The following is a 22365-nucleotide window of genomic DNA, read 5'->3' as shown; positions in this document are numbered from 1 at the left end:
AATCGGGATAATTATCAGTCAAAAAAGCGTGAACACTTGTTTTCATCATGGGTTTATTATAAACTAGAACTGTGAACTTTACCCCCGATATAAATCGGGATTTTGACAGGAGGGCTTACATGTTTGCTTCTTATAACCTTATTGACTTCGGAAATCGATTAAAAGAAATTCGTAAAAATCAAGGTATTTCTCAAGCACAAGTCAGAGATATTGTTGGCTTGAACGAAGATACACTTCGCAAAATCGAACATGGCAATGTACTCCCTAGATACGACACTTTAGAACTGATGTCACTTGTATATAAAGAAGACCTTTTAAAACTCCTCCAATCCTACAGAGTCAACCAAACATTGAACGATCTATACGAGTGCACAGATAAAATTATTACAGCCCATATTCCTGAAGATTTAGAAAAGATAAAAGAACAACTAGTCTGTTTTAAAGCACAAAATCAATCTACTAATATGCTCTATAATGCGCTTGAAATTGAACAATTTGAGCTTTTTTTGGCCAGCATTCATATTTATTTTGAAGGCAATATCGTAAAGAGAAATAAGGCTTTTGAATACCTGCAAGAAGCACTCAATAAAACCCTAACAGGTTTTTCACCCTTTAACTTTAAAAAATTCAAATATAATTTTTTTGAAATTAGGATTTTGCTTCTCTTAGGCACAGTTCTCTATGACGTCAAGCAAGAAACGCTGAGCAATCAAATTCTTGAATTTTGTCTAAAATATTTGCTTCAAAATTTTACACTTGAAGAAAAAATACAAAAACTTGTCATTAAGATCTATAACAATCTTGCCTATAATTATCATCTTTCCAATCAACACAAAAAAGTCATCCAAGTTGCAGATGACTGTATTGCATTTTCACTTTCACATAACAATTTATATGGACTTGCGAACATCTATTATCGAAAGGGCATTTCCGCTTATCGTCTTAAAAGTGATGATTATTATGATCTTCTTAAGAAAAGTGTCTTACTCTCTGAAATCTCTGGAAATGATGATCTGGCACTTCTGTATCGACGCATCACATTTGAATACTACGGCATTCTTATTGAATAATGTACTCTAGGGGGATTTATACTGATAACGATGCACTTTATGTTATTGGCACTATCCTCTATGCCATTCTGTCTTAAGCAGTCCCATATGAATTCTATCGTAGTATTGGTAATCAACCCTACAACCTCTTCTTATTCTACCCTCTTCCTGAAAACCAAGTTTCTGTCCAACTTTAATCATCCCCTGATTACCGCTCCAAGTAGAGAGGCTAAGCCTTTCCACTTGCATCGTTTCAAATATATATTGAATCCAAAGTGCAAGCGCTTCTGTGCCTATACCTTGCCCCCAATACCCCTCCTCCGGTATATCAATACCAATTTCTGTCATATGAGGATCTCCATCATCGTGATATACCACGACCCATCCCACATGTGTCCCATCACTGGCCTCAACTTCAAGAAATCTGTAGGGCGGCTTAGAACCTTCATTAAGCCACCTTTTTCGCCAATTTATAATTGCAGTCAAATTGTGATTAGCCCAAGGCGCATCCAACGACCACGCTTTTAAATTGGGATTTTTCCATTTTATATAATGCGCTATATCTGCTCGATTTGTCTTCCTCAACGCGACTTTTGCACCTTTAACAATATAACCACTAGACATTTTAAACCTCCAAAGTGAAGAAGTATCTCATAAGAGATACTCCCTCAGTAAATGAATTCATCTATCATAAACCATTCCAAATCACTATATTTTCAAATCAATTTCATGTATGGCAAGACTTTTTCCATCTTCTCTTACATAAGCGCTTGAACGTTTGATATCAGAAATTGTCTCTAGGCCTTCTTTGATATGATAAGAACTGTCTACAGCACCTAAGTATATAGCACCAACACCTGATTCTTTTAATCCCAACAACTTTGAATTGCCTTGTGCATCCACTTGCCAAATTTTTAAACTGTTAAAAACGTCATCATTTTCATCAATCCAACCATTATGATCTTGATCATAAGCCTCAAGTTCTCCAAAACCTGACCCTGTCCTCGGCCCAAAGAGCTCAGAACCGTCATCAATTATACCATTTTCATTTTGATCAAGTGCTAAAAACCCACTTCCGCTTGCAAGTCTTCTGAAAGTGTCCTCTTTACCATCCAAATCAATATCCAGTCTGATGGAATCATCGCCGAAGGCAATGCCTTTGCCATCTAGATTGAGTACAAGAGGATCTTGCATGACACCTCCAAACTGAACTATTGTCTCATTTTTTTCGTAGTATTCTCTTGAGTAATTCAGGTTCATTTGGAAATTGATCTTCCTACCATCCTCTGTTTTAATAACACCCTTTGATTCAAATGACATTTTTTCAGATTCATAGACCTCATGCGCACTTGAAAATTGAAATCCAAAGCTTGACGATACAGAATTGCCACTTCCAGCTTCTTGATCGAGTCTAATAATGCGTGAAAACTTAAATTCCCGACCTATCAAAGCCGTAATGAAACTTTCTAACAACTGAAGTCTCATGCGCTCTGCATCAGGCAATTCAAAGAGTTCATTAGTACTACTGGTTACATTGGCGTGACTAAGTTCTAGTGCATCCTCATACTTAAGTTGTCTGAGCATTATAGCCTTTGGATTTGATAATTCGAGCTTTGTAACTTGTCTTTCATGGTGAAATGATTTTGAAAAAGCACTTTGATTTAATGAATAATTTGAAATTCTCATTAAACACACCTCCCTGTGTATTTATGATTTCAGAATCCATTCCTTATTCTGTATATCGGTCAAAGTGCGGCAAAAAATTATATTTTTAAAAATTAAACCATAGTTTTTTTCTATAGTTTATACTATCATTATTGTTTAAAATTAAGTTCATCATCCTTAAATGCTTTCTGAAAATGTTGATAATCTTTTACGGATTTAAAATGACCACCCCAAGTCCATCCCTTCTCCGTAAAAAGCTTATAACATAAATCCTCTTCATCAATCATGCCCTTTTTTTTCAAACTACGATCCAAGTAAGATTCTCCATCGGCTGGAAACACCCCTTTACTTGTAACATATGGGTTTTGAACAGGATTGATATCTATGGCCATGCCATAACTGTGTCTGGAAAGATGTTCACTCCCACTCACTACTCTAAAGTTAAAACCAGATGTATTATTATCCGCCATGGATAAATCATCATCTGCATTGTATTCATCCACTAAGTTGATCTTTTCAATAGGATACTTTTTCTCATATAGAACTTTAAAAATCTCCAAAACTTCTTCAGCGACTTCTTGATTGACTACCAATTGGCCAATATGAGCTGACTCATCAAATCCATAATAAGTTAGAGTCAAAATCCTTAATGCCTCCACTTGAATCACATCATTCTCTTTGAATGACTTTCCCAACATTTGGCTGTAAAGGGTCTTATCAATCTCATCAATCTTGAATTCAACCTCTGCTGTTGCCATTTCATCTGTTTCTACCATAGGTGATTTAATTTTACTTGCTGCCTTAGATATAATTACTGTTGCCATTTCATCTGTTTCTACCATAGGCATTTCATCTGCTACAGATGCTTCCGAGGGTTCTGACGCTTCCGAGGGCATCCAGACGATGGGTGCCTCAATTGACAGCGATGTATCTGCCGCGCCTGAATCTACTATCGTATCAGAGCCCTTGTCAGCAGTGGGTTGAGCATCATTCATCTCTGCCTCAGAGAACATTGTCCCCGTTATTTTTTTCCCAATCCCCAAAAGGACACTTAACAGCAATATCACTAGTATTATTTTACTTTTCATCGTCATTTGCCTCATTTAGTTTATACTCTGCGATTTTTCGATATAGCTTTGCCCGACTGATGCCAAGTACTTTAGCAGCTTTTTCCGCAGACTTTTTATAAGGTCTATAGTACTCGAGTGCGGCTATAATAGATCTCTTTTCAAGTTCAGCAAGTGTTTCAAATTCAAACACAGTCTTCTGTGATGCTTTAAGCGGTGCCTCTTCAAATTCCAACTGTTCAACTTTGGATTCTATGCGGTGCTGAATAACATCACTCATTTCGCCATCATGTTTTTTTTGAAGTTTTTTTGGGAGACATTGCATTCTTAAAGTGTGGTCATCACACATATTAACCGCATATTCAATTGTATTTTCAAGTTCCCTGACATTTCCCGGCCAGTCATATCGGTTTAAATGATCAAAACAAGTTTCCTCAATACTACCAATAGACTTACCCAATTTTTGACTTGCACGCCTAACCATGGTCCATACAAGTTCTGGGATGTCTTCTTTTCGATTTCTGAGGGGAGGCACTGTAATGGGAATCACGTTTAACCTATAATACAGGTCTTTTCGAAATGCGCCTTCATCTACTTTTAACTCCAAATCCTGATTTGTCGCTGCAATGATCCTTACATCTATGGCAATTGGTGTTTTTCCACCTAATCTCTCCACTTGATTCTCTTGCAATACTCTAAGCAACTTCGCCTGCAAGTGTAACGGCATATCCCCTATTTCATCTAAAAAAAGGGTTCCTTTATTTGCCAACTGAAACTTTCCGGGTTTTCCCCCTTTTTTAGCTCCAGTAAAAGCGCCTTCCTCATATCCAAAGAGTTCACTCTCGAGTAATTGCTCTGGAATTGCAGCACAGTTTACCGCAACAAAAGGTTTTTTTTGCCTTTGACTTGCTTGGTGAATTGCCCGTGCAAAGAGTTCTTTTCCAGTACCGCTCTCGCCCAAAATTAAAACCGTCGAAGTACTTCCAGCCACTTTGCCGGCCATTGCCTTAGCCTGACATAATGCGTCAGAATGACCTATAATATGTTCAAATCTTGTGGTAACAACATCTAACAAAACTTCATTCACTGTATTTATAACATCTTCTATCGTCCTAAATGTAATGACATAACCTTTAATTTCAGCTCCAATTTGAATCAAACTCACATCGTAGAGGCCGCGTTCTTCAGCATTAAACCGATAAGACCTATTGGATAGAGCGCGTTTGGCATTTAAAACGATTTCAACCTCTTTGGGGTCCAATAGATCGCTTAGACTTTCGAGCCTCTCTTTATCAACCATTTTCAAAATCTTGTGATTGGCTCTGATCACTTTGCCATCGTTTCGAATCGCTATAAATCCCGAATCTATGGCATCTACCACGATTTCAAGTTCCTTCGCCAAAAGCGCCATTTCTTCAACCGCCTCTTGCTCATTCACCTTTGAAGCAATGAGTTCAGCCATCCGATTTAAAAACTGTAAAAGATTCTTTTGATTCTCAATAATATGATCTCTCTGAGTTTTCTCAAATGCAATCAGACCTATAACGCCTATGGTCTCATTTTCCCACTTTATTGGACAACAAACCTCTGCATGTTCACTGCATTTATTTTTGCAGTCGCACATTTTACAAGCGAGATGATCTCCGGGATTTTCGATAATAAACTCCGAACCCGTTTTTATAGCATAGCTAAAAGCGGAATGATCACTGACATTTTCTCCAATGCTCTCCTGATATCTACCCGTACCTGCTATCCGCATCAAAGTTTCATCCACAATCGTCACATCTATATCAATAACACTTGCAATTGCATCACAAATCATCTGAGCATTTTGAATCACTTTATCAAGTTTCATAAAATCCCCCTTAAACTTGTCTTATCTCACTGTGCCCATTTGAGTAAAAAAAATGCCAGAACAGCAAAAATTACAGCTCTAACATGTCTTAAAATTACTCTAAATAATGCTATACACACAAACCATCGAGCTAGCGACCTCAATTATGACATCTTTTTTAAAGTTTCCCCAGCCCATCTTACGGCCTCTATATAATCTTCAAGTAAAACGGTCTCATCTAATTTGAGTTTCTGACACATTTTAGAAGCGGCATCCCAATCGCCCATTTCATAGGCATTAATTAATATACATATTGGTAACAAAATGCCCTTTTCCCGAATCAACACATCCTTTATGCTGTGGGGTAAAGCAATGTCTTTCAAAGCCTCGTGCATGGGTTCATCCAACATTGCATCTAAAGTGCTGAACAATCCCAACAAGGATGCTTCATGTCTGTACATCTTTAATTCTGTATGCTTGGCAATCTTTTCAGCAAATCGTGTTCTCATGAGAGACAAGGTCATCAATTCTTCTGGCTTTTCACTGCATAGGTCTTGAATCATCAATATTCCAATCCATCTCTCTATTTCTTTGAGACCCATATATGTCAAGGCGCGCTTTATGGAATATATCACATCATCACCAGATCTTGAACTGACTACTTTCATGAGCTTGTAAGCCAGACTCACGTCTTGCTCGATAATTTCTGCAAGAACTTGATAGGAGGGCTCTTCTTTTTTGAGTTCGTTTAAGAGCCTAGCATATTGAATTTTAGTGCCTGTTCTATTTGCACTTGACTTGCCAACAATCATGGGTTTACTGAAAAAAAAACCTTGAAAGAGATGAAAACCCATCTCTTTTGCCTTCAAGAAAACAGCTTCTGTTTCCACTTTTTCAGCAAGAATAATTTTGTTACTCGAAAGTGCTTTATAAACAGCAGGACCAATGGTTTCAAGCGGTGTTAGCATGAGATCAAATTTGATAATATCAGCATAAGGCACCAATGGATAATCCTCATATCTTTCCACAAAATCATCTAAGGCAATTTTATAGCCGAGGGCTTTCAATTTCTTAATGCGTTCAACGAGCAGATCATCCACAACAACATTCTCTAAAATTTCTATGATCAATTTATTGGGTTCAATTAATTCAGAAATATCTCTCATCAAAAAATCTGCATCAAAATTCACAAAAGCTCTCTTATCATCAATAATTTGACTGAATCCAAGTTCGTATAAACCACCCACTACACCTGCAGTTGCTGCCAAAGATGACAGACCATCAAACTTCATAGAACGATCTGATTTTCTAAATAGGAGTTCGTATCCATAGACCTGAAGCTCATTATTGAATATAGGTTGTCTCGCTATAAACATATATTTTCTCTCCAAAATTATGATTTAAATGCTCTTTATTTCAATATTTGTCCTCCAAAGTCAACTGCCACTTTACCATTTTAATAAATTATCTACTATTCAGAGTATACCATTTTTTCTCATAATAATAAACATGATCTGTACAGTAACTTTCTCTATCCACGCCCTTAAATTTAGTGAGAATACTACTGCTAAAAAGTTGTTTCTTGGGTATAATAGTACTAGTAATCAAGGAATGGAGCCCCTTATGAAAAAATATACCCTTTATAAATTTATAGAAGAATTGCTCATAAGCGATTCCGTTTACAACATGCTTGACGATCACTTAAGAGATCATTCTCAATTTAGAGAAGCCCTCTTACTCAGAGGTAACCACATTCCTATTTCAATCTACACACTGAACGAGGCATACTCAATACAATATTCGGAGGTTAAAGGTGAATAGAGACCATGAATTTCGCGGGATCATCCATGAAATCATAAGAAATAAAACGTTTCAAAAGACAAAAAAAATACGACATCACAGCGATAGCGTATTTCATCATTCCCTTCAAGTCGCTTACCTAAGCTATAAGATCGCGAAAAAATTTAAATTAGATTATCATTCTGCTGCCAGAGCCGGCCTCCTACATGACTTTTTTCTATATGATTGGAGAGCGCCTAAAAAAAATCGTTTTTTTGAAAAACATGGCTTCACACATGCTAGAGAAGCACATCTTAACGCCAAAAAACATTTTAAACTCAATCCCAAAGAAGAGGATGCTATTTTAAAACACATGTTTCCGCTCACCATTTCACCACCCAATAACAGTATCAGTTGGGTTGTAACATTGGCAGATAAATATATTTCAATAGCAGAGTATGCTCAAAGACTCTCAAGAAGAAAGCACCGATAGCGAACGATTAAATCCATTCTATGACATTAACCCTATCTACCCTTATTTCAACCAGCTCCTTCTAACCATTTGTTAGTCCTTTGAGAGTTTTAAGAGTGCTTCAAAAGAAACTTCTTGAGATGTCACTTTAGGACGCGCCAGTTTTCTTGAACTGATAAACTTGCCATGATAATCAGAACCACTGGTGACCAACAAATCGTTTTTTTGACAATATTCTTTGTAATATGCATACTGCGATGCATCTTTATAGTATGGACTGTAGCACTCTATGCCGCTGAGGCCCCAATTTTTAAACGCTTTCAAAATTTCTTCAGATAAACATTCTCCTTTAAAATAAGCTGGTGGATGCGCAAGAACTACCGTATAGCCCATGTTCACAAGTTCTGGTAAAACCACTTCAAGTGGATCAAATATAAGTTGTCTCCCCATATCGCTAATAACCATAAAAAAATCTGATAAAGAGCTGGTCACCCCCATATCAAACAAATAGTTTTCAGCTTTCCAGCCACCACGACTTGGATCTCTCTCATAATTTTCATAGCCCTCAAGTGAAACCGCTTTATATTTCTGACTCACATATTCAATCACTGCCCTATTGTGAGTTTCTCTAATGTCCTGATTTTTAACCACGCGCTTAATCAGCTGCGGGTCCTCTGGATTTATGCCATACGTGAGCAAGTGAAATTCTCTACCCATGAAAGTAGCCGAAAGCTCAATCCCTGGAATAAATGAAATCCCTTCTCTCTTTGCAATGGCCTTCATCTCTAAGACGTTCGACATAGAATCATGGTCTGTCACAGAAAAAAGTTCAATATCGCTGTCCTTAATTTCAACTATGAGTTCTTCAGGGATTAAGGTCCCATCTGAAGCTGTCGTATGAATATGCAAATCCACATATTTCTTCGCCATGCACACACATCCTTTTCCATATATAAATATTAACCGCACAAACGTGTTTTAAAAACGCTAAAGAAGATTGTCCTTTTAAAAGACTCATTTTTCTCTATTATAATTTTTGTTCTCCCGTTTGCACCTTGAGTTTTGATTTAGAAGAAAAATTGAGTTCCACCATGAGAATAGCAATAAATATCAACCCACACCCCACCAGCATCATTTTGGACATGTGTTCTTTGAGCAAAATCACACCAAATAGCGCTGCAAAAACAGATTCTAGAGATAGTATGATAGAGGCGTGGGAAGATGTGGTGAATTTCTGTGCCACCGTTTGAACTGTAAAACATAGGAAGGTTGAAAACATCGCCAAATAGACGATTGCAAACCAAGCTCTTGGTGAAAGTGAAACAGGTATAGGTTCAGTAATAAATGCCGTAATCACAAACAAAATTGCCGCCACTGCTATTTGAACAAAAGCGAGTTTGATCACTGCCATATCCTTTGCAAAATACTCAATGGAAAGGATGTGCATTGCAAACAACAACGCACACAAAAGCGTTAAGCCATCACCTATATTAAGTACAAAACTCGATGTTCCCTGAAAACTGATGAGGCCTATGCCCGCCACTGTAATTAAACTCCCTAAAAACGCCTTCACACCAGGCATCTTTTTATAGAAGATCCAAGATAAAAAAGGCACCATCACAACATATGTTGCCGTTAAAAAGCCCTGTTTTGAAGCCAAAGTATATTGCAACCCAACAGTTTGCGCTGAAAAAGCTAAAAATAAAATAATGCCTACAACTGAACCCTTTTTAATATCTTGTAAAGATAGCTTGCCGATCCATTTAAAGAGAAACATATAGAGAAACAATGTCGCTAACACAAATCTTATTGCCATTAAGAACATTGGTGTCACCGTATTAAGCGCATCTTTTACCGCTACAAATCCACCACCCCATACTGCTGCAACGAATAACAGACTCAAATCCGATAAGTACTTTTGCTGATTTTTTGATAATCGACTCATGATTTTTCCCCCTTGTCTACATCCAATTATTATGTAGACGCCCTAATTTTTTCTCTAAGAGTATCATATCAATTTATGAGAATACCTTAAAGAAAGTTATTTAAATTTTATTCAGTTTTTTTAAAGTCTATTTTCTATTTCATCTGAGATGATTTGATCTTTTGTATCTTTTTTAGATCTATACAGAATATCGTCAGCCCTTGAAAGTGCTGAATCAATATTGTTTTCCCTTGTAAGTCGACTGATGCCACCACTTAAAGAAATTCTGATATCTGGGCTTACATCAATTGCTTTTACTTGCTCATTAATTTGATTTAAAATCGTCATAACACTTTCAATATCTGAGCCAATAAAGACAAGCACAAATTCGTCGCCACCATAGCGTCCTGCAAAGCCTTTATCTTTCATGCTATCCGCCATAATGTCGGCAATTTGTTTGAGTATCTTATCGCCAATGACATGTCCAAGCGTATCATTGACTCGCTTAAAATTGTCCACATCCACAAGTGCAAGCCTGATCGCTTCTTGAGACTCTAAAGATCGCCAAAGCGATTGAAGCTGATCAAAAATATATCTTCTATTATATAAAGCTGTAAGTTCGTCTTTAATGGTCATTTGAAATAGTGTCTGATTTTTTTGTACCAGCATCTCACTGTACTCATTTAATTTTTTTTGCTCTAGCTTAAAAGCATTTGAAAACATAATCAGCAAAATTGCAGATGCAGTAATCGTCGTAGGAATCTGTATCAAACTGTCCCAAAAGATAAGGCTTGCAGAATTATTAACCAGTATTTCCGGATGTAATTCGCCCCATACGAGCAATGTTAATATCACTGCGATTTCAGATAGCAGAAAAAATAGCCTGGTCAGACCCTCGCAGACAAAGCAAATTGCAATACAAATCAAAAAAATATACGCTATTGCCGATGGTTTAAAGCCTCCTATATTCATCCAACCGTTGGGTAAAAATACAAATATAATCTCGCAAAACAGAAAAAACTTGATGGGTCTTATAGCGCGTGCTCTAGCCTGATCTTCCTGCAAGGTATAGTATAAACCAATACCAGCGGTGGCTATCAAAACGAACCATTTATAATTTGCTATGAAATCAAACTTAATAATCATATTATTGATGATATTTAAACTGCCTAATACAATGGCAAATATCAACATGTACACGAATAGACGTTCTTCCGCTTCCAAAGATTTTATTTTCTTTATCATACCTTGCCTCTTTTTACCAATTTTTTAACAATTCAAGTTTTACTCAATATTCTAGACCTATTTTATCAGATTTATTTCTTTCGTGCATTATAATGTGTGAGTATTGGCTTAAAGTGGGGTATTTTATTAAAGTCTTGTAAATTCTTCGCTATTTTTTGTTTTTTTTTTGAAAAGCGGTTGATTTTTTGATCTAAAGGAATACAATGAATTCTGTGACTTTAAATAAAGGAGTGTTGTATATGAACCCTTTCATTAATCTTGGGTTAGCCTTAATTGTAGGCGTTGTTTGTGGCAAAATCATGAACAAGTTTAAAGTGCCAGCCGTTGCGGGCTATATTATCGGTGGATTACTTCTTGGCGCATCCGGTCTTAGAATCCTCAACGGCGACACCATTAACCAACTGGCTTTTCTAAGTGATTTTGCACTTTGTGTAATTGCTTTTAATATTGGGAGTGAACTTGAACTTTCCGTTATTAAACAACTTGGAAAATCTATTTTTATCATTGCTTTTTTCGAAGCATTTGGTGCATTCATTTTAGTAACAAGCATATCTTATTTTCTTACTAAAGATTTCGCTATTTCATTGATTCTCGGGTCTGTATCAGCTGCAACAGCACCCGCTGCAACCGTAATGGTTTTAAGAGAACTCAATGCCAAGGGCCCACTTACAAGCACGCTACTTGGTGTTGTGGCCGTGGATGATGCTATCTGTCTTGTGATCTATGCCATGGCGGCATCTGTAGCAAAAGTATTTGTAAATCATGAAGACATTACGCTTCAGAAAGTACTCATATTGCCAATTCAAGAGATTGTCTTTTCTGTTCTTGCAGGTGCTCTCCTTGGCATATTGATGACAGCTTTGATTCAGTATTCTAAGAGAGATTCAGAACTCTTGCCATTTGTAATTGGGACCTTGCTTCTTTTAGATGGTGTCGCAACGCTTTTCGGGCTTTCGCCACTGTTAACTGCTATGTCCATGGGGGTTATTGTAGCCAATGTTTCACCTCAAAAAATAAAGGCATTTACGATCTTAGAGCACTTTTCACCACCTGTCGTAGCCGCTTTCTTTGTCCTTGCAGGTGCGAGACTGAATTTTGCCTATATCCCTCAAATTGGGTTATTAGGTGTTGCATACCTTCTCTTTAGAATTCTTGGCAAAATAGCAGGAGCATCACTTGGTGCAACGATATCCAAAGCGCCTGCCAACGTTAAAAAATACATTGGATTTGGCTTACTTTCTCAGGTCGGTGTTGCCGTTGGACTTGCAATTACAGTAAGCAGAGAATTTCCAGGTACAGATATCGGTTCCATCGTTGTAACCATATTACTTGCCACTACTATTATCACAGAAATTGTTGGTCCAATCGCCACAAAATATGCCATTACAAGAGCTGAGGAAACACGTCTCTAATCATTTTATAAAATTTCGCTCAGTTAAGGATAGTTATCAGATTTAAAATATGTTAAAATCTTATTTAAGGAGGATGAATCCTATGAATTATGCATTATTCCTCGTATTAAATGATGTCGACAGGTTAAAGGATATTCACAAAATTTTCTATTCTTTAGGCTGTGGAGCGACAACTCTAGATAGTGAAGGTATGGGCAGGGTATTATTAGAACATAATGTTGATGTGCCAATCTTTGCAGGCCTTAGAAAACTTGTTGAAGGCGACAAGCCTTACAATAAAACAATCATAAGTATTATACACAGTGAGGAAAAACTCAGAAAAGTGATCGATCGCATTAAAGAAGAACTTAAAATGGATACGGTCAATAAAAACGGTATCGGCTACATTTTCGTATTACCCGTTCTAGAATGCCACGGATACCAAATACCAGACAAATAAAAAAAGATGTCTAGTGCTCTTTATGATTAAAGCGTGTTAGACATCTTTTTTACTTTTCCGAATTGACGCAGAGATAGGACATTTAATATACATGCCACTTTTAACTTGCAGAAAATGTTCTAGGTCAAGGAAAGAGAAAAGCTAGGACTCGTAGCGTATATAGACATACGTGAGAGGTCTAGCTTTATGAATTGACGCAGAGATAGAACATTTAATGCAAGTTAAAAGGGTACACCGTTTGGTGTACCCTTCGATAGCAGCTGGAGATTTGAACCTTAAAACAACTTTTAAAAACTTAACTCTGAAAATCTAAATATCTATCAAACACTTAAAACTTACCTTAACCTGTTACTAATTTTCCATTAATACATTAGTGACTTAACATACAGTTCTTGTTTGACATTAACTCTTTTCGAAAACTAATTTCTTAAAAACAACTTCAAAACTGATCATGTGCTTACAAATCTGCGTTTCAACTTGCAAGTATTGAAAAAAACTATCAATCTCCGCTCTATCTAAGAAGAGTTTCCTTCCTAGTCCATTCATACCCTTGCCTTTTAAAGTTAAACATTTTTTTGTTTCTTTTTTTAGATTTTTTTATCCTGCATTGAAAATTGGTATATGATAACATATTGTGTATATGATACAATATAATTTTGGAGGTTACTAATGGAAACTTATACCAATCAGTATCAAGAGAACCGAAATATCTCGGAAATTGTTTCAATGAAAGAATGGATTATCACTTTACTTATTCTTTGCATCCCTATCGTCAATATTGTAATGCCTTTCGTTTGGGCATTTAGTTCTGCCACTAATCCCAGTAAAGCTAACTTCTTTAAGGCTCAACTTATTATGGCTGTTGCCATCATTATAATTTGGTTTTTATTTCTGGGTTCAATCGTAGGCAACATCACAGGATCTATGTACTAAGAAACATTATAAACAATTTTCTTGATGAAGCTCTTCTTCATAAAGAAAATTGTTTTTCTTTTTGCAATAGCACTTGACAGGGCATTGCAAAAAAGATAACCTTTATAAGGTTAACTATATTGATTTTTTACAAATAGAAGGAAGAAAACCATGTCAAATACAAACAAAAGTTTTATTCACGAAGTTAGGCGAAGAAGAACTTTCGCAATCATTTCCCATCCGGATGCTGGAAAAACAACTTTAACTGAAAAATTCTTACTTTATGGAGGTGCTATTCGAGAAGCAGGCTCTGTCAAGTCTAGACGTGCACAAAAACATGCCGTATCAGACTGGATGGAAATTGAAAAACAAAGAGGTATCTCTGTTACATCGAGTGTGCTCCAATTTGAATACAATAACTACTGCATTAATATATTAGATACCCCTGGCCATCAAGATTTCAGTGAAGATACTTATCGTACGCTTATGGCTGCTGATAGTGCTGTCATGGTCATCGACGGTGCCAAAGGGGTTGAAGCGCAGACCAAAAAACTATTCCAAGTCTGTAAAATGAGAGGCATCCCCATTTTTACGTTCATCAATAAAATGGATCGTCAAGGTAAAGATCCATTCGAACTCATGGAAGAACTTGAAAAGGTTTTAGGCATTAGATCTTGTCCCGTAAATTGGCCAATTGGTTCAGGCAAGAACTTTAAAGGCGTTTACAATAGACAGAAAGAGTTGATAGAACTTTTTTCTGAGGGCAATCATGGACAGGCCATGGCTAAAACCATTAAAGGAGACATCACTAATGAAGAATTTAAAACGCTTCTTGGTGAAACCTTGCATCAACAGCTGTTAGATGATATTGAACTTCTAGATATCGCCGGCGATGATTTTAACTTAGAGCAAATTTTAGAAGGCAAGTTGACACCTGTTTTCTTTGGAAGTGCGCTCACAAATTTTGGTGTTGAACCTTTTCTCGAAGATTTCTTAGAGATTTCAACATCCCCTCAAGCGCGTGAAAGCAATCTCGGTCATATTTCTCCCGAGACAGAAGAATTCTCAGGCTTTATCTTTAAAATTCAAGCCAATATGAATCCTGCGCACCGCGATAGAATTGCATTCCTTCGCATCTGTTCGGGCAAATTTGAAAAAGGAATGTCTGTCAATCATGTGCAAAAAGGAAAGAAAGTGAAGTTGGCACAGCCACAACAATTCCTTGCTCAAGATCGTGTTATCGTTGAAAATGCGTATCCCGGTGATATTATTGGCATTCACGATCCAGGTATTTTTAATATTGGAGATACCCTTTCAGAAAAATCAACCGAACTCAAATATGCTGGGATTCCTCAATTTGCACCAGAGCATTTTGCCAAAGTTTCCATCAAAAACTCACTAAAGCGCAAGCAATTTATCAAGGGGATTACGCAACTTGCTGAAGAAGGGTCCATCCAAGTCTATAGAAGACCCAACATCGGCGTTGAAGAATTGATCATCGGTGTTGTGGGGGCACTTCAATTTGAAGTCCTTGAATATAGACTACAGAATGAATACGATGTGGAAATTTTAATGCAATCACTGCCATACCGCTATATTCGATGGATTGAAATGGATAATTTTGATGCTAAAAAATTCTCGATGACTATGGATACCATGCTCGTTGAAAATGAAGATGGACAACCTGTTCTCTTATTTCAAAATGAATGGTCTATTAGGCAAGTTGAAGAGCGCAACAAAAAAGCAAAATTACACGAGACTTCCATTTTCTAAAAATCATATTATTCTATATAGTAATAAAGCCAAACACCTAATTGTTCTCACTGGTGTTTGGCTTTTAAATTAAATTCTAAAATCTCATTTTCCAACTGAAATAATCATTGTCTTCATTTTTTTCATATCTCAAAAAAGCTGAGAATTTTGTACCCTTTTTATTGACAAAGTTGTTACTAAAAACTTCTCCTGTTTCCAACAGCTTGATAATTGTATTTCTGTGAGGCGTTACCCCCAGTGCCTTTAAGAATTTATCTTCTTTCCAGACGACAAACTTGCACCCAGCCTTCCAGTTCGTACAACCAAAACCCTTTTTACCTTCAATGACGTCTGAACCACAACTTGGACACTTGCCAAGCGATCCTTCATGTGGCACTTGCAAATCTTGAATCACATGAAAATCATCGTTCTTAATGTCATTAACTGCCACAGAAGTAAACGCAATAATGGCCTCTAAAAAATCATTTCTTTCGACTTCGCCTTTACCAATATCAGATAACGTCTTCTCAAGCCGACCTGTATATTCAAGGTCAAATAGCGATTTTACTGGAAATAACTCCACGAGTTTTCGTCCCATCTCCGTACAATAAAGCGATTTACCTTTCACACCAATATAACCCACACGTTTTAATTTTGTAATGGTTTCTGCCCTTGTTGCCGGGGTCCCTATGCTAAAGCCACTTAGGATAGACTGAATCATCTCCTGATCATCACTCTCATCGACATCTATGCCTTCGTCCACATCATCGGAGTCATCCTCTGAAGCTTCATTTAAATCCTCATCCTCTTTAGCTTTCTTTTTTTGATTTTTAAACTTTTTACCACAAGTTTCCATAATTCTAAGAAGTGTCTTCTCAGTATGTTTTTTAGGCGGTGAAGTGCCTTTGGTTTCAATTTTTAGCTTAGCGATTTCTACAATATCATCTTTTTCAACAATTGGCAGTTCATTTTCTTTTGATTTTATTTTTTCAATTTGACGCCACCCCTCAACGAGTTGCCTCCTGCCCTTTGAAATAAATTGGCCGGGGAGGTCCATGTCAACACTGCCAGTGAGGATGGTCATCTCTTCATGTTCAGCCACTGGCATAAACTGCATTAAAAATCGATTTTTAACCGCATCATATACAATTTTTTCATCCCCGGCAAGTCCTTTTGCCACCACATAAGTTGGCATAATGGCACTATGGCTTTCCACTTTTGAGTTATCAAAAACACGCTTATGCGTGTGAAATTCTATTTCCTTTTCATAGGGAAGACCTCTTTTGTGAACGTTGAGCACTTTTTGAGTCTTCTCCACCAAAGATTCTTCAAGTGCCATACTTGCAGTTCTAGGATATGTGATGAGCTTTTTTTCGTAAAGCCCCTGTGCCACTTTTAAGACTTTATCTGATGTCCAGCCCTTTTGCTTGCTGGTGACATAACCTTGTAATCCAGATAAGTTAAACAGTGTAGGTGGATATTCCCTCTTGAGTTCAACAATTCGTTCTTTAACGACGCCTCGCTTTTTTGCAAGTGCAGTCTTAACTGCTTCAAGCGATTTAATGTCTTCAAATTTATCATTGCCATCCACTGTATAAATACCGTCATAATTTTCACCGCTGGGTGTTTTAAACGTTCCCGTCAGTTTATGATACTCTTCTCTGACGAAGTTTTCGATCTCTAGATCGCGATCGTAAATAATTTTAAGTGTGGGTAACAAGACACGGCCGATATTAAGCGCTTTCCCTGATCCTCTTTGATATTTAAGCGTTGCAACTGAAGTGAGATTGATGCCTATAATCCAATCTGCCCATTGCCTGCTAATGCCCGCATCTTTAAGCGGAGTCATGACCTCATTGGACACCATTTTTTTAAGTCCAGACGCCACTTCATCTGGTGTCCATTCATTTAACAGCAAGCGCTCAACCGGTTTTTCCACCTTCAAATAATCCAAAATAATATCGCCAATAATTTGACCCTCGCGATCGTAGTCACAAGCCGATATAACGCCATCAACATCTGCACGTTCAATAAGTGCTTTTATGGTCATGAGTTGCTTTTGTGCGCCTTGATCTGGCTTATGCCGGTCTGATGGGTCCGACTTGACTTTATATTGAAAGGCCTCTGGCACAAATGGAAAGTGCTCCATGCGCCATCCTGCCATTTTCTCATCATAATCCTTGGAATCGAATAACTCTAGAAGATGACCAAATGCCCATGTCACTAGATATTCTGAGCCTTCATAGTAACCGTCTTTTCGCGTTTTTGAATTTGTGGCATCAGCAATATTCTTTGCAACTGATGGCTTCTCTGCGATAATGACTTTTGACATGATCTCCTCCTTTTAAGATTTATGGACACGCAAACACGCTGATAAAACTGTCCCTTAAAATTTTATCACAAATTGTCAAACTCTCAAAGGCAAGTCTGGGAAAAGATTGAAAAAAGCGCCCATAGAAGAACCCCTCCTCAGCAAGTCCAATTATCAGGTCAAACTTTTTGAGGTCCGTTCAATACTATTATGAGCGCTTTACCTTTTATTTAAAAACTTTCTTACATCCCATTTGATATTAAATGACTAAAGTATAGACATCAACAACTGCCTTTTCTACTCTAAGTGCGTTCAACTGGGGTACAATTCTCTTAACATGTGGCGTTTCCTTATGCTTTTGAAAAGTCTCTTCATCCTGCCATGTTTCAATCATTGTAAAAACAGACGCATTTTTTTGATCTTGATACATTTCATAACGAATACATCCGACTTCTTTTCTAGATTCTAACACCAACTCTTTAGATAGAGCAATAATCTCATCTTCCTTACCTTGAATTGCAACACTTCTTGCAACTACTTTTATCATGAAATTCCCTCCTGCATTTTTATTTGAGTTTGTAGATTGAAATCTCTACAAACTCGCCTTCACCCTTTTTTAAACTCCCCACAAATACACCACTTCGAAGAAACTTATACTTACTATCTTTACTCACTATAAATTTAGGCACTGTTCGAATATGTGGTTTGGGCTCCTCTTCATCTGAAAAACCTTCATTCTCAACCGAAATATATTCGCCATCATCTGTTATCAAAGTATACTTTGCAAATACATGTCGAATTTTACCATCCATCAGATTATTCCAATCTGCACCACCTGGGACAACTTTGCCACTTATGGAAGGGCCAGAAAAAGAACCGCCTGTTATTGGAATGACTTTTAAACAACCTTGAACGGTTTCACCAAATTCTTGAAATGTACCAATGTCTACTTTCAAATCCATGATATGTTCTGCTTCTAATTTCATCTTTTTCCTCCAAAACAATCGCTATTTTTTTCGATTCAATAAAACGCTTACCTCTACTCACAAGTTGTTGTCGAAGAAACTGCATTTTTTTTGGAATACGCTATGATCAGACCTAGCAGTATAGACAGAAATGCAGAAGCTAAAACCCTGTATTCAGAAGGCATTAAAAATACAATCGTATGGCAGGGAACCCAGACGAAAAGACATGTTTTCAACCACGAAAAACTCACTAGAGTATACCAGTCTGTGGTATCAACCATTTCTTTCAGAGTCGGTCTTTCGCTAGCTTTAGAAAAAAGAGATGCCATCAGCTTATCACCAAATATATGATAGACATACATCATTGGCCCAAAAGTTACGTTCATAATAAAACTGCCTAAAAAGGCTTGGGCTACAACATGCCCAGCAAACGGCAATCTTCCTATGGATTGAGCAAATGAAACGCCTCCCATATACACTGAAAATATCAAAGTTACCATCATACCTATTATACCCCATACAAAGGCTTTCTGGAGTACATTTTGGGGAATTTTCCAGCGATTATTTAAAATACGAAATCCCAGCAAATCACCCATTGAAGCAAGAATTGTAAATTTAAAAAAACCTCCCATGTAGGGATGTGCTTCTGTTACCTTTATAAAGAAAGAGCGGGCACTTGGAACTACCAAAATCAATATCCAGCACAAAAGGCACATCGCCCATATAAAATCTCCCAATATCTGACTCTGACCTTGGATTTGATTTTTTTGATCACTTTGGTCTAACTTTCTCATCACGAATAATCCTTTCCAAAATTTATTGAATAGTCTTCATTTTAAAAACATACTCACGGTACTTATTTTATTGGCATTTCAAAAAAAAAGCAAACCAAATTTCAAAAAAAGAAGCACTGAATTACTTCACTGCTTCACTCTTTGTTCTATTAACTTTGAAACTCAATACATACCGCTCTGTCGCTTCTTGCACTGCACTTGGCAAATCATAGCTTCCGTTGTTGTAGCACCAGTCTAGTACAACGCCATCATATGTGACGATCAGAAAGTGAAAAAAATGCTCAAATGAGAACTCTAAACTGACTTCACCACTTTCTTGAAGTTCATTGTATACTTTGGCATAGGTTTTTAAAAGCGGTCGATTTTGGGGATTATAAAAATCCCGCTGGTTTATATTCCAATGTTCAGAATCTAGATTGTTTCGAAACCTTTGCTTCATAATTTCAACCCCGCGTATCACAGTCATTTGCGCATAGAGATAAGACAGTTCTGAAAAAATATCAAGTGATGATGTCTTTTTTAGAATCTCGGGAATTCTTTCTTCAATTTGTTTATCAGCATCTATATGCAATCGATCTAATATGGACTCCTTTGACGGAAAATGGTGATAAAAGGCACCCTTTGTAACATTGCACTTCGCGCAGATTTCATCTACTGTAACATTTTGAAATCCTTTAGTTGAAATGAGTTCCAGAGCGGCACTGAGGACGAGTGCCTTTGTTTTATAGCCTTTAGCATATTTAGTTTTGGGCGTCAATGCCATAAATACACTCCTTACTTTAAAATAATTAAACACATCTATAGAATCTAACCTCATTTGAACAAAAAATCCCGATAAAGTCAAGCCTATAAAATAATATATCTTGACAAAGTATTTTAAAAAAACTAAAATTATATTAAATCATACTCACGGTATGTTTTTTATAGATACATTTTGCTAAACTCTACACATAATTGATTATAGAATATGGTTTAGGAGGGCTTGTATAATGAAATATCAACCACATCCAGGTTATGAAATGCTATGGGGTGTCCAAATGGGATTGGACAATGAAAACGAAGGTAATTTGGGAAAGGTCATACGCGACTTTATGTTGGATTTTAAATTACCTGAAGATATGGAAATGTTTGATCTAGCTGCACCAGGATTAAATGGCGCTCCAGATGTTCCAATAAGAATTTATAGGCCAAAGCATATAAAAAAAGCACCTTTAGTTCTCAATATTCACGGTGGCGGATTTATCAGCGGTGATCTAGACAACGATAATATTAGAGGCACATTAATTGCTCAAAACGTATCCTGCGTAGTGGTTTCTGTGGGCTATCGTTTAGCACCAGAGAGCATTTTCCCTGCCCAACTAGAAGATTGTCTGGCAGCACTTAATTATGCGTTGGAAAATGCAGATGATCTCGGCATCGACAAAGAAAAAATCGGCATATTCGGCACAAGTGCTGGCGGTTGTATTGCTGCAGGTTTGTGCTTGTATTTGAGGGATCACATGGGCCCTAAAGTGGCGGCACAAGTGTTAAATTTTCCTGCACTTGACTATTTACAAACTTCACTTTCTGCACAGCAAAACTTCGAGGGTGCACCTTTAATAAAAGGAGATGGTCTCTCTGCGGTTTGGGTCAAGTATCTAGGTGGATTTGACGGTTCAGTGCCTTCATATTACGCTGTTCCAGCACTCGCTAGAGACTTATCTGGATTACCTGCCACTTGTATGATCGTGAACGAATATGATCCTCTACGCGATGAAGGCATTGATTATGCGAGAAGATTGATGGCATTTTCTGTTCCCACAGAACTTTATTCAATGCCTCGAGTACCTCACGGTTTTGATCTTGTTCCCAATCCGTTGACAGACTGGATTCGCGAGGCCATCTACCGTACTTTCAAAAGAGAATTCGGGATGCTGTAACATCATAGGAAATCATTAGAATATTTATATATAATGCCAGTATAAATCTGCGACTCAAGTTAAAGGGTGAAGACAATCAAAATCTTCACCTTTTTTTATTAAAACAACAAGATTTGAGCCGAAAGCTGTGATGAGGAATGTTCAACCTCAAACAGCGTCAGCGAAAATCGGTTTGTGGTATCGAATGATGACGCAAATGTTGTTATATGCAAGATTTGAGCCGAAAGCTGTGATGAGGAATGTTCAACCTCAAACAGCGTCAGCGAAAATCGGTTTGCGGCATCGAATGATGACGCAAATGTTGTTATATGCAAGATTTGAGCCGAAAGCTGTGATGAGGGATGTTCAGAACTCACGGACAATGGCTCGTATCCATTTGCCTTCATACTGTCCAAAACCATAAATTATCTGAAAATATATTGACATACTCTATTTATATGTTATAGTTGAAAAAACAAATGTTGAGTTCCTATTTTATTCATTACATGGAGGAAAAAACAATGTCAGCGCATATAAATAATGAAATCGCTTCAAAATTTTATTATTTTAACCTTTACTGGGGCTTCTTTTTTAGCGCTGGTTTTGAAGCATGTAAAAAAATAGAGTAGTTTGGCTGAGTTTGAAATTGTTAAAAAATCTTGATCACAGAGAAGACTCAGAATAGGGTCTTCTTTTTTTATACTAAAATGCATAAATATGAGGAGATTAGCGTGAAAAATAAAGTAGCTCAAAGTAAAAAAGGGCATACTTAATAAAGGTCTTTTAGGCCCTACAAAAATGAAGCTTTAGTCTAAGCCACGGAAATATCAGTTTCTTTTATTAGACC

Annotated in this window: 21 protein-coding genes; 8 read left to right on the top strand and 13 right to left on the bottom strand. The window is 37.1% G+C overall.

What is annotated here, in order from left to right:
- The first annotated feature begins 119 nt into the window (after positions 1-119).
- Positions 120-1070 (top strand): helix-turn-helix domain-containing protein, encoded by a 951-nt coding sequence (locus tag ISU02_RS07080; RefSeq protein WP_194701120.1) that lies wholly within the window; start codon positions 120-122, stop codon positions 1068-1070.
- A gap of 51 nt (positions 1071-1121) precedes the next feature.
- Here the strand turns inward: ISU02_RS07080 and ISU02_RS07075 are convergent, their stop codons facing one another.
- From ISU02_RS07075 to ISU02_RS07055, 5 genes are all read right to left on the bottom strand, one after another.
- Complete coding sequence (locus ISU02_RS07075; protein ID WP_194701119.1) at positions 1122-1673, bottom strand: GNAT family N-acetyltransferase; 552 nt, start codon at positions 1671-1673, stop codon at positions 1122-1124.
- Positions 1674-1757: 84 nt separating this feature from the next.
- Complete coding sequence (locus ISU02_RS07070) at positions 1758-2735, bottom strand: hypothetical protein (protein WP_194701118.1); 978 nt, start codon at positions 2733-2735, stop codon at positions 1758-1760.
- A gap of 128 nt (positions 2736-2863) precedes the next feature.
- On the bottom strand, positions 2864-3802 hold the full coding sequence (locus ISU02_RS23880; RefSeq protein ID WP_228727752.1) for a M15 family metallopeptidase: 939 nt from the start codon (positions 3800-3802) through the stop codon (positions 2864-2866).
- Complete coding sequence (locus tag ISU02_RS07060; RefSeq protein WP_194701117.1) at positions 3792-5636, bottom strand: sigma-54 interaction domain-containing protein; 1845 nt, start codon at positions 5634-5636, stop codon at positions 3792-3794. The genes ISU02_RS23880 and ISU02_RS07060 overlap by 11 nt, the downstream gene beginning before the upstream one ends.
- A gap of 143 nt (positions 5637-5779) precedes the next feature.
- Positions 5780-6991: an EAL and HDOD domain-containing protein gene (locus ISU02_RS07055; RefSeq protein ID WP_194701116.1), complete on the bottom strand. Its 1212-nt coding sequence runs from the start codon at positions 6989-6991 to the stop codon at positions 5780-5782.
- A gap of 247 nt (positions 6992-7238) precedes the next feature.
- On the opposite strand from ISU02_RS07055, the gene ISU02_RS07050 reads away from it, so the two are divergent.
- Together ISU02_RS07050 and ISU02_RS07045 are read left to right on the top strand one after the other, a co-directional pair.
- Positions 7239-7436, top strand: coding sequence for a hypothetical protein (locus ISU02_RS07050; RefSeq protein WP_194701115.1), 198 nt, complete (start codon positions 7239-7241; stop codon positions 7434-7436).
- Entirely contained in the window at positions 7429-7887 is a 459-nt protein-coding gene (locus ISU02_RS07045; RefSeq protein ID WP_323985024.1) for an HD domain-containing protein, read from the top strand. Before ISU02_RS07050 ends, ISU02_RS07045 begins: the two co-directional genes overlap by 8 nt.
- Before the next feature lie 72 nt (positions 7888-7959).
- Here the strand turns inward: ISU02_RS07045 and ISU02_RS07040 are convergent, their stop codons facing one another.
- The 3 genes from ISU02_RS07040 to ISU02_RS07030 form a co-directional block, all read right to left on the bottom strand.
- Positions 7960-8796, bottom strand: a complete 837-nt coding sequence (locus ISU02_RS07040) for a PHP domain-containing protein (RefSeq protein WP_194701114.1) — start codon at positions 8794-8796, stop codon at positions 7960-7962.
- Positions 8797-8893: 97 nt separating this feature from the next.
- A complete protein-coding gene (locus tag ISU02_RS07035; RefSeq protein ID WP_194701113.1) occupies positions 8894-9811 on the bottom strand; it encodes a DMT family transporter in 918 nt (305 codons plus the stop codon).
- 120 nt (positions 9812-9931) lie between these two features.
- Positions 9932-11035 carry a GGDEF domain-containing protein gene (locus tag ISU02_RS07030; protein ID WP_194701112.1) on the bottom strand — a complete coding sequence of 368 codons (1104 nt, stop codon included), beginning with the start codon at positions 11033-11035 and terminating at the stop codon, positions 9932-9934.
- A gap of 239 nt (positions 11036-11274) precedes the next feature.
- Here ISU02_RS07030 and ISU02_RS07025 point away from each other — a divergent pair, with 239 nt between their 5' ends.
- From ISU02_RS07025 to ISU02_RS07010, 4 genes are all read left to right on the top strand, one after another.
- Positions 11275-12447 (top strand): cation:proton antiporter, encoded by a 1173-nt coding sequence (locus tag ISU02_RS07025; protein ID WP_194701111.1) that lies wholly within the window; start codon positions 11275-11277, stop codon positions 12445-12447.
- An 82-nt stretch (positions 12448-12529) separates the two neighbouring features.
- Complete coding sequence (locus ISU02_RS07020; protein WP_194701110.1) at positions 12530-12886, top strand: hypothetical protein; 357 nt, start codon at positions 12530-12532, stop codon at positions 12884-12886.
- Between the two features lie 669 nt (positions 12887-13555).
- Positions 13556-13819, top strand: coding sequence for a hypothetical protein (locus ISU02_RS07015; protein WP_194701109.1), 264 nt, complete (start codon positions 13556-13558; stop codon positions 13817-13819).
- A gap of 150 nt (positions 13820-13969) precedes the next feature.
- The gene (locus tag ISU02_RS07010) at positions 13970-15571 is read left to right on the top strand and encodes a peptide chain release factor 3 (RefSeq protein ID WP_194701108.1); all 1602 of its coding nucleotides are present in this window, start codon (positions 13970-13972) and stop codon (positions 15569-15571) included.
- Positions 15572-15647: 76 nt separating this feature from the next.
- Here ISU02_RS07010 and ISU02_RS07005 read toward each other — a convergent pair whose 3' ends face one another.
- The 5 genes from ISU02_RS07005 to ISU02_RS06985 form a co-directional block, all read right to left on the bottom strand.
- Positions 15648-17882 carry a type IA DNA topoisomerase gene (locus ISU02_RS07005; RefSeq protein ID WP_194701107.1) on the bottom strand — a complete coding sequence of 745 codons (2235 nt, stop codon included), beginning with the start codon at positions 17880-17882 and terminating at the stop codon, positions 15648-15650.
- 238 nt (positions 17883-18120) lie between these two features.
- Entirely contained in the window at positions 18121-18408 is a 288-nt protein-coding gene (locus ISU02_RS07000; RefSeq protein ID WP_194701106.1) for a putative quinol monooxygenase, read from the bottom strand.
- 19 nt (positions 18409-18427) lie between these two features.
- On the bottom strand, positions 18428-18847 hold the full coding sequence (locus ISU02_RS06995) for a DUF3237 domain-containing protein (protein ID WP_194701105.1): 420 nt from the start codon (positions 18845-18847) through the stop codon (positions 18428-18430).
- Between the two features lie 53 nt (positions 18848-18900).
- Positions 18901-19620 carry a hypothetical protein gene (locus ISU02_RS06990; RefSeq protein WP_194701104.1) on the bottom strand — a complete coding sequence of 240 codons (720 nt, stop codon included), beginning with the start codon at positions 19618-19620 and terminating at the stop codon, positions 18901-18903.
- 121 nt (positions 19621-19741) lie between these two features.
- On the bottom strand, positions 19742-20383 hold the full coding sequence (locus ISU02_RS06985; RefSeq protein ID WP_194701103.1) for a TetR/AcrR family transcriptional regulator: 642 nt from the start codon (positions 20381-20383) through the stop codon (positions 19742-19744).
- Between the two features lie 226 nt (positions 20384-20609).
- Here ISU02_RS06985 and ISU02_RS06980 point away from each other — a divergent pair, with 226 nt between their 5' ends.
- The gene (locus ISU02_RS06980) at positions 20610-21539 is read left to right on the top strand and encodes an alpha/beta hydrolase (protein ID WP_194701102.1); all 930 of its coding nucleotides are present in this window, start codon (positions 20610-20612) and stop codon (positions 21537-21539) included.
- Positions 21540-22365: the final 826 nt, after the last annotated feature.

Origin of the sequence: Fusibacter ferrireducens (assembly GCF_015352425.1) — a bacterium.
In the GTDB taxonomy this organism is placed as follows: domain Bacteria; phylum Bacillota; class Clostridia; order Peptostreptococcales; family Acidaminobacteraceae; genus Fusibacter_A; species Fusibacter_A ferrireducens.
The sequence above is the reverse complement of the archived record's forward strand: the minus strand, read 5'-3'. Positions and strand labels throughout refer to the sequence as shown.

Bases quoted from the DNA above. Each gene is read 5' to 3' on its own strand.
- ISU02_RS07080 (WP_194701120.1), top strand. From the start codon at position 120: ATGTTTGCTTCTTATAACCTTATTGACTTCGGAAATCGATTAAAAGAA.
- ISU02_RS07075 (WP_194701119.1), bottom strand. From the start codon at position 1,673: ATGTCTAGTGGTTATATTGTTAAAGGTGCAAAAGTCGCGTTGAGGAAG.
- ISU02_RS07070 (WP_194701118.1), bottom strand. From the start codon at position 2,735: ATGAGAATTTCAAATTATTCATTAAATCAAAGTGCTTTTTCAAAATCA.
- ISU02_RS23880 (WP_228727752.1), bottom strand. From the start codon at position 3,802: ATGAAAAGTAAAATAATACTAGTGATATTGCTGTTAAGTGTCCTTTTG.
- ISU02_RS07060 (WP_194701117.1), bottom strand. From the start codon at position 5,636: ATGAAACTTGATAAAGTGATTCAAAATGCTCAGATGATTTGTGATGCA.
- ISU02_RS07055 (WP_194701116.1), bottom strand. From the start codon at position 6,991: ATGTTTATAGCGAGACAACCTATATTCAATAATGAGCTTCAGGTCTAT.
- ISU02_RS07050 (WP_194701115.1), top strand. From the start codon at position 7,239: ATGAAAAAATATACCCTTTATAAATTTATAGAAGAATTGCTCATAAGC.
- ISU02_RS07040 (WP_194701114.1), bottom strand. From the start codon at position 8,796: ATGGCGAAGAAATATGTGGATTTGCATATTCATACGACAGCTTCAGAT.
- ISU02_RS07035 (WP_194701113.1), bottom strand. From the start codon at position 9,811: ATGAGTCGATTATCAAAAAATCAGCAAAAGTACTTATCGGATTTGAGT.
- ISU02_RS07030 (WP_194701112.1), bottom strand. From the start codon at position 11,035: ATGATAAAGAAAATAAAATCTTTGGAAGCGGAAGAACGTCTATTCGTG.
- ISU02_RS07025 (WP_194701111.1), top strand. From the start codon at position 11,275: ATGAACCCTTTCATTAATCTTGGGTTAGCCTTAATTGTAGGCGTTGTT.
- ISU02_RS07020 (WP_194701110.1), top strand. From the start codon at position 12,530: ATGAATTATGCATTATTCCTCGTATTAAATGATGTCGACAGGTTAAAG.
- ISU02_RS07015 (WP_194701109.1), top strand. From the start codon at position 13,556: ATGGAAACTTATACCAATCAGTATCAAGAGAACCGAAATATCTCGGAA.
- ISU02_RS07010 (WP_194701108.1), top strand. From the start codon at position 13,970: ATGTCAAATACAAACAAAAGTTTTATTCACGAAGTTAGGCGAAGAAGA.
- ISU02_RS07005 (WP_194701107.1), bottom strand. From the start codon at position 17,882: ATGTCAAAAGTCATTATCGCAGAGAAGCCATCAGTTGCAAAGAATATT.
- ISU02_RS07000 (WP_194701106.1), bottom strand. From the start codon at position 18,408: ATGATAAAAGTAGTTGCAAGAAGTGTTGCAATTCAAGGTAAGGAAGAT.
- ISU02_RS06995 (WP_194701105.1), bottom strand. From the start codon at position 18,847: ATGAAATTAGAAGCAGAACATATCATGGATTTGAAAGTAGACATTGGT.
- ISU02_RS06990 (WP_194701104.1), bottom strand. From the start codon at position 19,620: ATGAGAAAGTTAGACCAAAGTGATCAAAAAAATCAAATCCAAGGTCAG.
- ISU02_RS06985 (WP_194701103.1), bottom strand. From the start codon at position 20,383: ATGGCATTGACGCCCAAAACTAAATATGCTAAAGGCTATAAAACAAAG.
- ISU02_RS06980 (WP_194701102.1), top strand. From the start codon at position 20,610: ATGAAATATCAACCACATCCAGGTTATGAAATGCTATGGGGTGTCCAA.